General features: G+C 62.2%; 14 protein-coding genes. 1 reads left to right on the top strand and 13 read right to left on the bottom strand.

What is annotated here, in order from left to right:
* Positions 1-6: 6 nt before the first annotated feature.
* The 8 genes from AWB76_RS27750 to AWB76_RS27715 form a co-directional block, all read right to left on the bottom strand.
* Positions 7-1062, bottom strand: coding sequence for a Gfo/Idh/MocA family protein (locus AWB76_RS27750; RefSeq protein WP_061163331.1), 1056 nt, complete (start codon positions 1060-1062; stop codon positions 7-9).
* Position 1063: 1 nt separating this feature from the next.
* Positions 1064-2383 (bottom strand): MFS transporter, encoded by a 1320-nt coding sequence (locus AWB76_RS27745; RefSeq protein ID WP_061163330.1) that lies wholly within the window; start codon positions 2381-2383, stop codon positions 1064-1066.
* 67 nt (positions 2384-2450) lie between these two features.
* The gene (locus AWB76_RS27740; RefSeq protein WP_061163329.1) at positions 2451-3239 is read right to left on the bottom strand and encodes an enoyl-CoA hydratase-related protein; all 789 of its coding nucleotides are present in this window, start codon (positions 3237-3239) and stop codon (positions 2451-2453) included.
* A gap of 19 nt (positions 3240-3258) precedes the next feature.
* The gene (gene aroE / locus AWB76_RS27735) at positions 3259-4092 is read right to left on the bottom strand and encodes a shikimate dehydrogenase (protein ID WP_061163353.1); all 834 of its coding nucleotides are present in this window, start codon (positions 4090-4092) and stop codon (positions 3259-3261) included.
* On the bottom strand, positions 4092-5312 hold the full coding sequence (locus AWB76_RS27730; RefSeq protein WP_061163328.1) for a CaiB/BaiF CoA transferase family protein: 1221 nt from the start codon (positions 5310-5312) through the stop codon (positions 4092-4094). The genes aroE and AWB76_RS27730 overlap by 1 nt, the downstream gene beginning before the upstream one ends.
* The gene (locus AWB76_RS27725; protein ID WP_061163327.1) at positions 5312-5779 is read right to left on the bottom strand and encodes a MaoC family dehydratase; all 468 of its coding nucleotides are present in this window, start codon (positions 5777-5779) and stop codon (positions 5312-5314) included. Before AWB76_RS27725 ends, AWB76_RS27730 begins: the two co-directional genes overlap by 1 nt.
* A gap of 2 nt (positions 5780-5781) precedes the next feature.
* A complete protein-coding gene (locus tag AWB76_RS27720; RefSeq protein ID WP_061163326.1) occupies positions 5782-6174 on the bottom strand; it encodes a VOC family protein in 393 nt (130 codons plus the stop codon).
* Positions 6171-7121 (bottom strand): ketopantoate reductase family protein, encoded by a 951-nt coding sequence (locus AWB76_RS27715; RefSeq protein WP_061163325.1) that lies wholly within the window; start codon positions 7119-7121, stop codon positions 6171-6173. Before AWB76_RS27715 ends, AWB76_RS27720 begins: the two co-directional genes overlap by 4 nt.
* A gap of 210 nt (positions 7122-7331) precedes the next feature.
* On the opposite strand from AWB76_RS27715, the gene AWB76_RS27710 reads away from it, so the two are divergent.
* Positions 7332-8411, top strand: coding sequence for a lactonase family protein (locus tag AWB76_RS27710; protein WP_061163324.1), 1080 nt, complete (start codon positions 7332-7334; stop codon positions 8409-8411).
* Positions 8412-8528: 117 nt separating this feature from the next.
* Here the strand turns inward: AWB76_RS27710 and AWB76_RS27705 are convergent, their stop codons facing one another.
* From AWB76_RS27705 to AWB76_RS27685, 5 genes are all read right to left on the bottom strand, one after another.
* The gene (locus AWB76_RS27705) at positions 8529-10208 is read right to left on the bottom strand and encodes a putative bifunctional diguanylate cyclase/phosphodiesterase (RefSeq protein WP_157696232.1); all 1680 of its coding nucleotides are present in this window, start codon (positions 10206-10208) and stop codon (positions 8529-8531) included.
* Between the two features lie 249 nt (positions 10209-10457).
* Positions 10458-11261 carry a sugar phosphate isomerase/epimerase family protein gene (locus AWB76_RS27700; RefSeq protein ID WP_082864549.1) on the bottom strand — a complete coding sequence of 268 codons (804 nt, stop codon included), beginning with the start codon at positions 11259-11261 and terminating at the stop codon, positions 10458-10460.
* A gap of 43 nt (positions 11262-11304) precedes the next feature.
* A complete protein-coding gene (locus AWB76_RS27695; protein WP_061163321.1) occupies positions 11305-12207 on the bottom strand; it encodes an NAD-dependent epimerase/dehydratase family protein in 903 nt (300 codons plus the stop codon).
* A 33-nt stretch (positions 12208-12240) separates the two neighbouring features.
* Positions 12241-13635 (bottom strand): MFS transporter, encoded by a 1395-nt coding sequence (locus tag AWB76_RS27690; RefSeq protein WP_061163320.1) that lies wholly within the window; start codon positions 13633-13635, stop codon positions 12241-12243.
* A 49-nt stretch (positions 13636-13684) separates the two neighbouring features.
* A complete protein-coding gene (locus AWB76_RS27685; RefSeq protein ID WP_061163319.1) occupies positions 13685-14368 on the bottom strand; it encodes a hypothetical protein in 684 nt (227 codons plus the stop codon).
* Positions 14369-14471: the final 103 nt, after the last annotated feature.

The raw sequence follows: 14471 nt of genomic DNA, 5'->3' as shown, positions 1-14471 counted from the left end.
TGATATTCAATTCGCCGGCGCTGTCTCGACCACCGAGCCGGTCTTCGCGGCCTTCACGATCGCCTCGGTAATGCGCAGGTTCTGCAGGCCGTCGTGCGCCGTGACGATCGGTTTGGCTTCGCCGCGCACCACCTGCCCGAAATGCTCCATCTGATGTTTGAGCGGGTCGTCGCGCGCCAAGTCAGCCACGTTAACGTCAAAAGGCTTCCACCACGATCGATCCTCGGCTCGGCCGTAAGTCTTCAGCCGCATAGTCGGAATGGACAGCGAGCCGAATGTCCCGGCAATCGCGTAGCAGTCTTCGTCGGCGTACGACGGATAAGCCTTGTTCTCCTGCGAGGTCTGCTCCCAGCTCCGTGCACTGGCCGCAGTATCGGACAGCAGAAACGTGCCCAACGCGCCGTTCGCGAAACGCAGACTGATGGCCACGGTGTCCTCAACCTGGAGACCGCGCGTCGCATTCGATGAAAACGCCTGCACCGCCACGATGTCGCCGCATAACATTCGCAGATTGTGGATTTCGTGAATCATGTTGAGCAGAATCGGTCCGGCGCCGGGCTGGCGGCGCCAGGGTGCGTCGTCGAAATAGTGATCGGGCTTGAAGAACATGGCGCTGCCCAACACGGCGACGAGCGGACCAAGCCTTCCTTCGTCGATGATCTGCTTCGCGCGCGCCATGATCGGACTGTGCGCGCGATGGTGGCCAATCAGCACCTGCGCGCCATGACGTTCGACATCGGCGACGAGTTGCTCCGCCTCCTCGACGGTGGGCGCGACGGGTTTCTCCAGCAGCATCGGCACGCCGGCCTCCATGCACAGGCGGGCGTGCTCCACATGCAGGGCGTTCGGAGTCGCCAGCACCACGCCGCTGGGACGATCCTTCTCGAAGAGTTCATCGAGGGAGCGGTAGTGCGGCACGCTTGCCTTCGCGGCGACAAGGCCTGCCGCGTCCGATGGGTCGACCACTGCCGACAGCGCACAGTTCGGGCTCTCCCGGATAACACGAATATGTTCGAGGCCGATGTAACCCGCCCCTGCTACTGCAATACGGGTCTTTTCCAAGTTACTCTCCGTAGCATTCTGCGCCGGCGTGAATCGCCCACATCGAAATCAGATTGAAGACGACGCCGAGCGCAACGATCGGCCATGTCGCGCCGGCCGTATGTGCCTGAATCAGTGTCGCGGCGAACGGCGCGCTGCTGCCGATGACGACAGCGAGGTTGTACGCGACGGCGGACCCGCGATAACGGAATTCCGTTGGAAAGGCTTCCGCGAAATACGCAGGCTGCACGCCGGCATGGAATTGCGCCGCGCACAGTAGGAAAACGATGGCAAGGCCAATCAGCAGAATGTGTCCGCTCAGGATCAACGGAAAGAACACGACGAACGCGGCCAGCATCGAGCGCGAGCCGATCAGCATGGCGCGACGGCGGCCCATGCGGTCGCACAATGCGCCGCCGACGCCCATCGCGATCATCGAGCAGAGATGCGCGACGATCAGGACCGCGAACGCGGTCTGCTTCGACACGCCGAGCTTGCTGGTCACATACGAAAGAATGAACACGGTCGCGATAAAGTACGCAATCGACACGGCGGCCCAGACCATCATGAGGCGCAGAATCGTGCCGCCATGCTTGCCGAAGCCCGGCGTCGCCTCCACCCGCCCGGTGCGCTTTTGTTTCCTTTGCGCCTCGAATGCGGGCGTCTCGGAGATTCGCATGCGGATAAACAGGCCGATCGCCACCAGCAGGAAGCTGAAGAGAAACGGAATGCGCCAGCCGAAGCGCAGGAACTGTTCGTTGGTGACCAATGCGGCCACGGTGAAGAGCACCGCATTCGCAAGCACCTGCGCGAGCGGCGAGCCCATCGCAATGAACGAGCTATAGAAACCGCGCCGGTTCTTCGGTGCATGCTCCATCGTGAGCAACTGACTGCCGGTGACTTCGCCGCCAAGCGCGAAGCCCTGCATGAAGCGCAATGTCACGAGTGCCACCGGTGCCAGCACGCCGATGGACGCGTACGTGGGCAGCACGCCAATCAGAAAAGAGCAAATGCCCATCAGCAGAAATGTGAAGACCAGCATGTTGCGCCGGCCGACACGGTCCCCCAGGTATCCGCAGATCAGTCCGCCGAGTGGCCTTGCCACAAAACCTACGGAGAAGGTCGCGAACGCGGCGAGCGCGGCGGTGGTCGGATCGGTACTGGAGAAAAACAACTGCGGCAGGACCGTGGCCGCAATCGCGCCGTAAGCGGCGAAATCCAGCCATTCAAGCGCGGAACCAGCAATGCTGCTGATCGCGGCGCGGTTTGCCATCCGCTTCTCGTCGGAATGCTGTGCGCGAACGGCGGCGTTGCCGTCCAGCATGTGTTCTTGCGGCGTCATACGTCTCCTGATAGTGTCGGCCCGCTTCTTCGAGCGGTTCGATGAAGGAATCGGTATCGCTTTCGCGCTAGTGGCCGGTCCAGTTCGGCGGGCGCTTTTCGGCGAATGCCTTCGGGCCCTCGCGAGCGTCGTCGCTGGTGACCATGCGTTGCGCGGCCGGATAGTCTTCGTGCATCGCGGAGGCAAGGTCCGGCTGCGTCAGGCTCATCAGCATGACCTGCTTCGACGCCTGAATGGCGAGCGGCGCGCACGCAAGAATCTCGTCGGCAAGCGCCCTTGCCCGATTCATCAATCCAGCCGCCGTCACAATCTCGTTGATCAGGCCAATGCGCTTCGCTTCGTCGGCGGAAATGCGCTTCGCGGTCAGCACAAGCGCCATGGCGTCCTTCATGCCGATCTGTCTCGGCAGGCGCTGTAGCAGACCGCCGCCCAGCGCAGCAAGACCCACGCGCGGCTCGGGCAGGCCGAACTGCGCGTGATCCGCCACGACCGCGAGATCGCATGCCGCGAGAATCTCCATGCCGCCACCCAGGCACAGGCCATTCACCGCGGCGATCAGCGGCTTCCATAAGTCGAAGCGGTGCGTGATGCCTGCGAAACCAGTCGCGGGCTTGGTGTGGTCGCCCGTGGCGTCCAGCGCCTTCAGGTCCGTACCGACGCAGAACGCACGCGTGCCCGCGCCTGTCACAATGGCCACGCGCAATGCAGGATCCGCCGCGTAACGGTCAAATGCGTCGGCGAGTTCGCGGTGCGCATCGGGATGAAGCGCGTTGAGTACTTCAGGCCGGTCGATGGTGAGCGTGAGCAGCGGCCCTTCGACTTCGTAGCGGCAGTAACGATATTGCGCGGCCTCCATCTGCTGCGTCTCCTGTTTTTTATTCGAGCGGAATGGTCAGCCGGTCGATGAGCGCGCGCGTCTGCGGACGAATGCCCCGCCACCAGGCAAACGCTTCGGCGGCCTGTTCGACCAGCATGCCGACGCCATCCGCGACACCCTGCACACCCGCTTCTCGCGCGAGCCGCAGAAAAGGCGTGAGCCCTTTCCCGTAGGCGAGTTCGTAAGCCGCGCCGCGCGCGCTGAAGACACTCGCCGGCACCGGCGGCAGTTCACCGGTCAGGCTGGCAGAAGTCGCATTCACGACGAGATCGAACTGCCCCATGGCCGCCAGTTCCGCATAGCCGCAGGCGGTGAGCGATCCGCCTGCCGCAACTTGTTCGACAAGCGCCTCGGCTTTCTCCACGTGCCGGTTAGCGACGACGAGTTCCGCGGGCCGCGCCGCGATGAACGGCAACAACGCGCCACGCACCGCGCCGCCCGCGCCGAGGATCAGCACGCGCTTGGCTGCCATCGGCTGATGCAAGTTGACTTCGATGTCGCGCACGAGACCGACGCCATCGAAGTTTTCGGCGACGATGCGGCCGTTTTCGAACTTCATCGCGTTGACAGCGCCGGCGAGCGCTGCTCGTTCGCTGCGTTCATCGGATAGGGCGAACGCCTTGAGCTTGAAAGGCGCGGTGACGTTCATACCGCGCCCACCCGCGGCGATAAAGCTTCGAACCGTATCAGCGAACGCACCGTCGGGCTCGACCGGCCCTTCAATCGAGATATAGCTCATATCCTGTCCGGTCTCTTTTGCGAAAAGACCATGAATCAGGGGCGATTTTGTGTGTCCGATGGGATTACCAATGACCGCGTACTCATCGCTCATCATGCCCCCGGCTTCGAGAACAGCACGCCGTCGGTCTGCATCGCATCGATTTCGGCGGCGCTAAAGCCGAGGGACTCCGCGACTTCGGCATTGTGCTGACCGAGATCGGGCCCAACCTCGCGAATCGACGTATCGCAGTCAGAGAATCGGAACGGCAGATTCGGCAACCGCAGCGTGCCGAAACGCGGATGCTCCTGTTCAATCACCATACCGCGCGCGACGATCTGCGGATCGGCCACGACTTCATCGATGCGTTGCACTTTGGCGCAAGGAACGTCGACGCTGTCGAGCATCGCCAGCACATCGGCCACACGGCGGCCAGCCACCCACGGTTTCACAATCCCCAGAATGGTCTCGCGATGAGCGTTGCGTCCGTTTAGGCTGTGGAAGCGCGTATCGGCGGCGAAGCCGGCGGGGCCGCCGTTCTGCTCCACGGCCGAGGCGAAGCGCTTCCATGAATCGTCGACTTGCGCGGCAATGACGAGATCGCCGTCCGAGGCGCGGAACACGCCGTACAGCGTCGACGTCGGCATGTCGTGGCCGGTCTGCTCGGGCACCACGCCCTGCATCGTGTAGCACTGGACGGCGTACTCGTGCATCGAGAACAGCGTATCGTACAGCGCCATGTCGATATGTTGGCCGCGTCCGCTCTTCACGCGTCCAAGCAGAGCCGCGTTGATCGCGGCGACCGCGTGGATGCCGGTGTACATGTCGCCGAGCGATATGCGCATGAGCGGCGGCGGTTCGCCGGGATTGCCGATCATCTGCATGATGCCGCTCTTCGCTTCGGCAATCAGCCCGAAGCCCGCGCGATGCGCATCGGGCCCTGTGTGGCCGTAGGCCGAGATCGAGCAATAGACCAGTCCAGGATTGCGTTCGGACAACGCGGCATAGCCGAGGCCGAGCTTGTCCAGCGCCCCGGGCCGATAGTTCTCGATGAACACATCCGCCGAATCGCAAAGGCGCTCCATGAGGGCCTTACCGCGCGGGTCCTTCATGTTGACGCTCACACCGCGCTTGCCCATATTGAGCTGCAGGAAGTAAGCGCTTTGCTGGTCGTCGAGAATCGTCGCGTGCTGGCGGCCCGCATCGCCGTTACCGGGACGCTCGACCTTGATCACCTCGGCGCCGAGCGCGGCAAGGCAGCGCCCGACATAGGGACCGGCGAGAAAATGGCTGTAATCGACGACGCGAATACCTTCAAGGGGACGGGCCTGCATCAGAAGGCTCCCGGACGGCGCGGAATCATCAGACGATGCTCTCCGCGTTGAACGACTTCGCCGTTCTGATTGATCAGCTCGGAAGGCAGTACGACGATGCCCCAGCCCGGTCGGCTCTTACTCGCCCGCATGGACGTCACGCGAAACTTCACGTGCAGCACGTCGTTGACCTTGATGGGCAGCACGAAGTCCCACGTCCAGCCGAGCGACATGCCCGGCAGGAAGCGGTAGTCGCTCTGTGTCTTGAGGCCATCGGCGATCGACAGGCCGAACAGACCGTGCGCGACTATCGAACCGAAATGGCTTGCGTTGGCGTATTCCTCGTCCACATGCACTGGTGTGTGATCGCCCGTGAGATCGGCGTAAGCGAGAATGCGTTCTTTCGTGACGGTGTAGGTCGGGCTGACGCACTCGTCGCCTTCCTGCGCATCGTCCCAGTACTTTTCCGTGTTGGTGATGGTGCTCATGCTCACGCCTCCGCGCGTGGATTGATTGCAAGGGCCTGCGCGACGCACGTGGCGGGTCTTGCCTGAATGAGTTCGACGGCTAGTCCGTCGGGCAGACGCAGCCAGTTGCGTCCTTGCGTCATTGCGGTGACGCCGAAGGGCTGGGCGGCGGCAAGTGCGGCTTCGAGGTCCTCGCACATCACGCCAAGGTGTGCGAGCCGGCCTTCGGGACCCTCATGCAGCGGATCGCTGATGAACTGAAGACCGCCGAGCGTCCAGTACTGACGCGGCTCTTCACGTGTCCCGTCCACTTCACGAAGGGTCATGCCCAGCACTTCTTCGAAGAAGCGGATATGCCAGTGGATGTCCTTCACCCAGATGGCGACGTGCTCTAGATAGGCTTTTGGCACGCTCATGCCGCCGCCCCTTCCTTCTGACGATCCGACATGGCGCGCTCGATGCCCTTGATGCATGAGACGAGCGTCGAATTCACCGGCGTCGGCACGCCGAGCCGTTCGCCCCAGCGCACGACCGCGCCGTTGATAAAGTCGATTTCGGTGACGGACGACTTCTCCAGACTCTGCAGCATCGAGGTCTTGAACGCAGCCGGCAGCCCTTCGGCGGCCATGTTCCAGGCGTCTTCAGCCTTCGTAATGGACAGCTTGATGCCGGCCGCCCTGGCAGCCGCCATAGCTTCTTCGATTGCAGCGAGCGAGGTCGCCTTCAGGACGGGTTCGCTGTAAAGCTGTCCGTAAGTGAGACGGGTGATGCCTGTAATCGCACCGGTAGCGACATTGATCAGCAGCTTGTCCCACATCGTGCCGAGAATGTTGTCGCTGACCATGGTCGTGAGACCCGCGCTGTTGAACGCATCTGCGACTGCTTGTGCGCGACGGGTCATGCGTCCGTCGAGTTCGCCGATGATCGTGATCTTGCCGGTGACGCCGGACTGGATATGCCCGGGCGCGCGCAGCACGCCGCCGACATAGGTCTTACCCGCAAGCACGCGCTCACGTCCGACAATATCGCTCAGCACGTCTTCGTGACCGAGGCCGTTCTGCAGCGAGAGCACGAGCGTTTCCGGGCCGACGAGATCGAGCGCGCCGCGCATCGCGGAATCGGTGTGAAAGGATTTGACCAGCACGACGACGAGGTCGACGGGGCCGACATCAGCGGGGTTCATCGTCGCGCGGACCTTGACGCGGCGTGTGCCGCGCTCGTCGTCTACCTGCAGGCCGTCGCCGGACATGGCCTCCACGTGTGCCGCGAACCGGTCGACGAGCCATGTTTCATGGCCTCCCTCGGTCAGGGCGGCGCCAATGGCGCAGCCCAGCGCTCCGGCGCCCAGAAATGCGATCTTCATAAAACGTCTCCTTGAATGGACACGAAGATACGATCCCGCGCGTATGCTGGCAATGCAATGAATGCAATATTGACATTGCGTATGGCAATTAATCTGCGAGTTGGACCGTTCGGGTAGGGAAAGTACTGAGAGGCTTGAAGTTGCGAGTACGCATTTTGTACTATTCGGTTCAATGTAAGCTAAACATAACGTTTACTTCAGAGAATCGAGATGAACTTCTTCGCTTTCGTTTCGTATGCTGACGATGGAGACATCGGGGTTTTCCGACTCGACGGACAGTCCGGACAATTGACTCCGCTGGAGCGCTATCCTGCGGCGGAACGTGTCATGCCTTTCGCGCTTCGCGCCAAAAAGTCTTCCTTCGTCGCGGCTACGCGCGGTTCCCACCGTTCTCTGCTTACCTTCTCAATCGACCGACACACCGGCAAACTGACGCAAACGCGCAGGACTGGAGTCGAAGCCAGCAACGTGTACCTCGAAAGTGACAATTCCGGGTCGCTGCTTTTCGGATCGTCGTACAGCGAGCATCGCCTGACCGTATATGCGACTTCCGATTCCGATGAAGACAGGCCCGTGCAGATCATCGAAGGCATTGCCCATGCCCACGGGACAGCGGTTTCGAATGACGACCGATTCGTGTATGTCAGTGCACATGGCAGCGACCAAATCATCGGTTACGAGATTCGCCGCGACAATGCTCAAACGCACCTTAGCAAGATTGACTCGGTGGATCTGGACCATGGCTTTGGCCCGCGTCATTTGCGCTTGTCACCTTCGGGGCACCATCTTTATGTGCTCAGCGAGTTTCGGGGCGACATCGCTGTCTTCAAGCGCGATCTAGAAAAAGGCACACTGGAATTTTGCGGCGTCTCCCCGCGCGCAAAGGCGTACGCCGGGCTGCAGCCGGGACTTAGCCGCCCTCCCGCTGATGCACCGAACCAGCCTGATCCCGCCGTGCTCGCTAAGTCTATTTGGAATGCGGACCTTCAAATCCATCCGACCGGACGTTTTTTGTATGCATCCGATCGCAACACCAGTCGTATCGTTGTCCATCACGTATCGAAGGATGGCTCTACCGTAGTCGACACCGATTGGACGGAAACGGAGCGCCAACCACGTGGTTTCAAAATCGATCCAAGTGGTACGTTTTTGGTTGCGTGTGGGGAGTTATCGTCACACGTCAGTGCGTATCAGATCGAGCCTCGAACCGGCGCGTTGACCCACGTGTCGCGAACGGCCGGCGGCCGCGGCGCAAACTGGATCGAGATAGTCGCGCAGTACCCGGATTGAGCCGCGTCCGAGATCTATAAGTTGCTCGTACGCCCGATGCATCGAACACCGCGCTCATCGAAAAAGCGCACGCGTCGAACACAATCAGTAAGACGCTGACAGGCTGCGTGCTGGCGGCTAGCGCCATCCGCCTTCCTCGTCGCGCAACGACGATGCTCGAGCCGGCAAAAACTCGGGCTCGGCGTAAGGATCGATGCGCGCTGCCGAGCCCGGTTTGCCAATGAAATATCCCTGCCCGGCATCGCAGCCGATTTCTTTGATGAGGACGAGTTGCGCTTCGTTCTCGATGCCTTCCGCAACCGTTCTCATGCCCAGCGCGCGGGCAAGCGCCACCATCGCTTCGATCATCGCGCGTGCGTGGCGACAGGTCTCCTTGGCAGTAAGCTCCTGCACGAACGACTTGTCGATTTTGATGCAATCGACGGGCAGTCGCGCGAGGTATGCGAGGCTGGAGTAGCCGGTGCCGAAATCGTCGAGCGAGACGGTCACGCCAAGTTCTCGTACAGCCGAGAGCGCGCGCGACGCGGCCGCAAAGTCACTCATTACGATTGTCTCCGTCACCTCGATGTCGAGTGCGGAAGCGCATACGCCGGCCGCATCGGCCGCCTCCGAAACCAGTGCGGCGAGATCGCAGTTCTGGATCGTCGTGGCCGAGAGGTTGACGGCGACCTTGAACCCCATACGGTTCGCTGCCTGCCATTTCGCCGCCTGGCGGAATGCACGGCGAATTAACCAGTCGCCCGTCGCCTCGTCGGCAGGCGATTTAAGCAGGACGTCGAGGAAATCGGCCGGCGTGAGCATACCCAGTTGTGGATGGTTCCAGCGCAGCAGCGCCTCGGCCCCGTAGACGCGGCCAGCATGCAGGTCCAGTTGTGGCTGATAGTGCAGTTCGAATTGGCGCGCGGCGCTCGCGCTCTCCAGGTCGGCCCGCAGCCGCCGGCGATGCGAGAGGCGCTGCGCATCCTCCTTTCCAAACGAACACACGCGCGAACCGCCCGTGCGCTTCGCGTGATACATCGCGCTGTCCGCATTACGGAGCAGCTCGCACGCATTCGATGCCGAGATGGGATAGCGCGCCAGGCCGATGCTCGCGCCCACCGAGGCCCGCACGCACGGCGTCTGTATTGGCTCGCGCAGGCGTATCGTGACGTCGCGCGCCACCCGCGCAGCCTCGTCCTCGGGGGCGTCGACGAGGAAAATGACGAATTCGTCACCGCCGATGCGCGAAACATGGACGCTTTCCGTAACCATGTCTGAAAGACGCTCGCCGATGACACGCAGCACCTCATCGCCCACCGCGTGGCCAAACGAGTCGTTGATATCCTTGAAGCGGTCAAGATCGATGAAGAGCAGATCGACAGAAGCGGCCGCGCCTTCGTCGACGAGTTTGTCAAGCCGCAGCGACAGTTCCCGGCGGTTAATGAGGCCGGTCAGTTCATCATGCGTGGCTTGGCGGGACAAACGTTCGGAGATTGCCCGCGCTTCGGTGACGTCACGAACCAGCACGACGATGCCGTCGTCGCATGGGAATGCCCGCACTTCAAACCAGGTACCTAGCGGCGCGTAGAAGTCTGTCGCGGTGCTGGGCACACCGGTCTCGGTCGCCTGCCTATAGGCTGCCTCATAGGGCGACCCGATGAGATCCGGGTATTCGGCCCAGATCTCGCGACCCAGCAGGTCCTCGGGCCGGCGCTTCAGGAGCCGCGCAGCGGTCCGGTTGATGTTCCGGAACCTCCACTCCCGGTCGAGCGCCATGACGCCGTCCGTGATGTGATCAAGTATTTGAAAATTTTTCACCTACTTGTCCCCTCCCGTGATTGACCAGTGCGACCGCCCCGATGCGCGAGATCGCTAACAGTGCATATCGTAGGAGGAAATCGAGATGTTTGGGAACCGAGCGGTTTTCTGCATGGCGGCCGGCGGTCGCCGTTCCGCGCGGTGACGGCACGCGTGCCGTTCTGAGTACGATTCCTTACAGCAGGGAACTGGACGCCTCAATGTCCGCACTCCGGCGCAATCGAATGACGCTTGATGGCCCGAGGAAAGTCACCAGAACCGTTGACGCAATTGGTCCAAAGATGCCTGAAGGTCCTCGACAGGCGTCGGGCTGATAATCTCCAACACGACTTCGCCCTCGTAGCCCATCGTGTCGAGTTGCACTCGAATGGCGTCGAAATCGATGTCACCCGACCCAATAGGCGCATGCTTCCACGCCCCCTTCGGGGCATCCGAAAGATGCACGACCGCCACGCGCCCCTCAAGCATTGCCAGCCCGGCAACCGGGTCTTCGCCCACTGCGGCCGCGTTCGCCACGTCGTAAAGCACATCGACATTGGTGAACTCGCGGGCGCCGAGAAACGCCGACAGCGCCGACGCCGTCTCGAGCAAACACCCCGGAATATTCTCGATCAACACCCGCATCCCGCACGCATCCGCACGCGAAGCAATCCGGCGCAACGCATCGGAATACACGTGCAGAAGGCGCTCATCCGGCGGCGGCAGAAGCATATGTCTGCGTCCGGAATTGATCGTCAGCCAACGCGCGCCGACCGCGTGGCCCAGCGACAGCGCGTGGTCATAGGTCTGCATCGCGAACGCCACCGCGGCCGGGGTCGAACTCGCGATGTTGATATCGCTGCTGGGCAGATCCACGGCGAGCACGCGCCCTTCGCACGCATCGAGCGCGCGGCGGATACCGTCCACCGCCGCCGAGCCGTGCCAAGGATCCAGATGCGGCGCCATCGCCATTAACTGAAAGTCGCGGAAGCCGAGTGCGGCGAAGGCATCGATCGCGGATGCCGCGTCGTGTGTCCAGACCATGCCGAAGGTGTGCGCTCCGATGGTTCTCATCTCTCGTCCTTGTTTCGTTTTACTTTTTCGTCTGCGTCGCCCGTTAGACGACGAGCGCCTTGCGATAATGCTCAACCGTGATCCGCAAGCCTGCGCTCACCGGCGTCACGTCAAGCGGTCCCAGCACGTCCTCGCCGGTAAAGCCGTTGGCCGTAGAAAGGCTCGGCATCGGCGGGCCTTCGGCGCGAATGTCGGCTGCCGGATCGATCTGGCGCAGTGCGTGAATCACCTCGCTCATGTCGGTGCTATGCCCCGCCTGGTTGACGACGTGCGCGCCATCGAACGATGTCACGATCGCGCGTTCGTACGCCGCCGCGACATCGCCGACGAAAACAAGGCCGGACCGCCCCGTGTAAGGAATCGTATACGGCTCGCCGAGCGCCACGGCGCGGCACGCGAGCGTCGGTCCCGCCGTGAGGCCGGTTTCGCGGCCCGGCCCGTAGATGACGAACGGCCGGAAGCCGATGCTCGCGATGCCGTGTTCCAGCCAGTAAGCACGGGCCGATCCTTCGTTGGCAAGCTTGAACGCGCCATAGTGCGTAGTCGGCAACGGGAAGTCAGGATCGTCGGGCCCATAGACGCCGCCGCTGCTCGAATACAGCACTTTCCGGATGCCCGTGTCCTTCGCCGCTTCAAAGACATTGAGCGTGCCCGCGACATTGACCGCCGCGCCGAGCAGCGGGTCTTGCTGGCACGCGGGCGTGAGCAGGCCGGCGAGATGGATGACGTGGTCGCAACCGCGCAGAGCGGTGCGCACATCGTCGGTGCGGCGCACGTCGCCGATGGTCCAATCGAGGGTATCGGCCAGTTCCCCGCCCAACACGGCGCGCGCAATGCGCCGGTCCTCGCGCAACTCCATCACCCGCACGCCGATGCCGCGCGCCGTCAGCGCCCGCACGATCCACGCGCCGAGAAACCCGCCGCCGCCCGTGATCAAAACTTTCATGTGTCCATTCCTCGGAAGTCGATGCTCAATCGCTCAAACACTTTCGCGCGTCGTGCACGAAACCGCGGCAGCGTCATTTCGCCCCTTAGACGTTTCCTGCGCGAGCGCATCGCCACCGCGCTCCTGTTCGACGATATAGCGCCGCAACGTGAACGGCAGCGCGCCCATGACGACCGTCGTGCAGCCGAGCACGAGCAGCGCGGTGCCAAAGCTGCCCGTGCTCTGCTTGAGCCAGCCGACCAGCACCGGACCGACATAGCCTGTCAGATTGCCGAGCGAGTTGACGAACGCAAAGCCCACCGCCGTCGCATTGGTGCTCGCGAGCACGAGTCCGGTCATCGTCCAGAAGGCGGGTTGCGTCGCGTTCACGCCGATCACCGCGAGCGTAAGCGCCGCGATGTTCAGCACCGGCTGGTTCAGCGTGAATCCCGCGATGAACAATCCCGCCGCCGCCACCCATCCGGCAATCGCGTAATGCCACACACGCTCGCGCTTCAGGTCCGAATGCAGTCCCCAAAACACGACGACGACCCCAGCGCAGCCATAAGGGATCGACGCGACGAGTCCCGTCTGAAACGTCGACAGCCCGAAGCTTTTTACGAGCTGCGGCAGCCAGAAATTGACGCCGTTCGTGGCAAGCCCGTTGAGCGCGAGAATCAGCACGACGCACAGCACTTTAGGATTGGAGATCGCGCGAAGCCAGCCGCCTTTGGCGTGCGCTGTCGCCAGCGAACGTTCGCCTTCGAGCTTGTTCACGAGCCACGACTTCTGATCGTCACGCAGCCATCGCGCTTTGAGCGGGTTGTCGGCGAGATAGCGCATGGTGACGAAGCCCAGGACCACCGCGGGCAAGCCTTCGATCACAAACAGCCAGCGCCAGCCTGGCATGCCGTGCGAGCCATCGAAAATCGACATGATGCCGGTCGACAGCGGCGCGCCTACGAAGCTTGCAATGGGAATCGCGAACATCAGAAAGCCGATCACGCGCGCCCGGTATTGCACTGGGAACCAGTACGTAAAGTACAGCATCAGACCAGGATAGAAGCCCGCTTCGCCCAAGCCAAGCAGAAAGCGCAGCACATAGAACGAGACCTCGCCCTGCACGAACGCCATCGCCACCGAAACCAGACCCCAGCTGATCATGATGCGGGCCAGCCAGCGCCGTGCGCCGAAACGCTCCAACATCATGTTGCTCGGAATTTCCGCCAGGAAATAGCCGATGAAAAACAGCCCGGCGCCCGTGCCATACGCGACGTCGGACAGTGCCAGATCGGTTTTCATTGTCAAGGCGGCGAAGCTGACGTTCACGCGGTCCAGAAAGGCCACGAAGAACAGCAGCCCGACGAAAGGCGAAATCTTGCGGATGACGGTCGACATGGTTTCGCGCTGAAGCTGCGCGTCGCTCGTCTCGTGTCTAGATGCGGTCATAGGTCTCCTCCTCATGCCGTCTTGTCGATGAATGAATTCGCGCGTGCGCTCAGTGCGCCGCCGAGAGCAGTTGTGAAAGGCGGTAGTGCGCGGCATCGGCATCAATCAGGCCATCTGCGCGCAAAAGCTCGAGCACGCGCGCCTGAGCGACGTTCAGTTCGCTGAGGCCGATGCCTTCGACGATCACGACCGCATCGAACACGTCTTCGCGGTTCGGTCCTTTCAGCTCGGTTTCCTTCGTGCGCACACGGGTGATATCCGCGACATTCGCCCCAACGCGTACGCTGGTGACGCCATCGAGCGAGGCGATGTCGTACAGCGCCGCCGCGCAATGGCGCAGCACGTCGTCGCGTCGGCGCGCATCCAGCGTCAGCCGATACGTCGAACAGGCGCCGCCGGCGCCGCCGCCCGTCGCCGCGCGCTCCACGCACGCGCCGCGAATGAAGTTGCGAAAAATGGGATGTACGCGCTTTGACCAGTCGGTCGGATCGTTCAGGCGCGCGAGGTAGCCCGGCGAGCGGAAAGTTTCGATGTGCGCGCCATCGTAGAGCGTGAAGCAGCCGTGCTTCGCCCGCGACCAGTCTACGTAGCGCCGCGCCTGCAAAAAGCCCGGAATGCCGATGCGTTCCGGCATGTGTTCCTGCGTATGCCAGCGTTCGAATTCGCCTTCCTGCCCGCGTTCGATGTCATGCCAGATTGCAAGGAATGCCCCGCCCGTTCGGCTCGTTGCCATTCGTGTCTCCATATAGGTTGCAATGATTTGCTTTGTATTGGCGACACGTTACTATGAACCTCGACGGCTATTGTTCACCTGATCGACAATCCATAGATAACCT

The organism is Caballeronia temeraria (assembly GCF_001544795.2).
GTDB lineage: Bacteria > Pseudomonadota > Gammaproteobacteria > Burkholderiales > Burkholderiaceae > Caballeronia > Caballeronia temeraria.
The sequence above is the reverse complement of the archived record's forward strand: the minus strand, read 5'-3'. Positions and strand labels throughout refer to the sequence as shown.

What these genes read in the sequence shown, in the direction of transcription:
- AWB76_RS27745 (WP_061163330.1), bottom strand. Translation starts at nt 2,383, where the DNA reads ATGACGCCGCAAGAACACATGCTGGACGGCAACGCCGCCGTTCGCGCA.
- AWB76_RS27740 (WP_061163329.1), bottom strand. Translation starts at nt 3,239, where the DNA reads ATGGAGGCCGCGCAATATCGTTACTGCCGCTACGAAGTCGAAGGGCCG.
- aroE (WP_061163353.1), bottom strand. Translation starts at nt 4,092, where the DNA reads ATGAGCGATGAGTACGCGGTCATTGGTAATCCCATCGGACACACAAAA.
- AWB76_RS27730 (WP_061163328.1), bottom strand. Translation starts at nt 5,312, where the DNA reads ATGCAGGCCCGTCCCCTTGAAGGTATTCGCGTCGTCGATTACAGCCAT.
- AWB76_RS27725 (WP_061163327.1), bottom strand. Translation starts at nt 5,779, where the DNA reads ATGAGCACCATCACCAACACGGAAAAGTACTGGGACGATGCGCAGGAA.
- AWB76_RS27720 (WP_061163326.1), bottom strand. Translation starts at nt 6,174, where the DNA reads ATGAGCGTGCCAAAAGCCTATCTAGAGCACGTCGCCATCTGGGTGAAG.
- AWB76_RS27715 (WP_061163325.1), bottom strand. Translation starts at nt 7,121, where the DNA reads ATGAAGATCGCATTTCTGGGCGCCGGAGCGCTGGGCTGCGCCATTGGC.
- AWB76_RS27710 (WP_061163324.1), top strand. Translation starts at nt 7,332, where the DNA reads ATGAACTTCTTCGCTTTCGTTTCGTATGCTGACGATGGAGACATCGGG.
- AWB76_RS27700 (WP_082864549.1), bottom strand. Translation starts at nt 11,261, where the DNA reads ATGAGAACCATCGGAGCGCACACCTTCGGCATGGTCTGGACACACGAC.
- AWB76_RS27695 (WP_061163321.1), bottom strand. Translation starts at nt 12,207, where the DNA reads ATGAAAGTTTTGATCACGGGCGGCGGCGGGTTTCTCGGCGCGTGGATC.
- AWB76_RS27690 (WP_061163320.1), bottom strand. Translation starts at nt 13,635, where the DNA reads ATGACCGCATCTAGACACGAGACGAGCGACGCGCAGCTTCAGCGCGAA.
- AWB76_RS27685 (WP_061163319.1), bottom strand. Translation starts at nt 14,368, where the DNA reads ATGGCAACGAGCCGAACGGGCGGGGCATTCCTTGCAATCTGGCATGAC.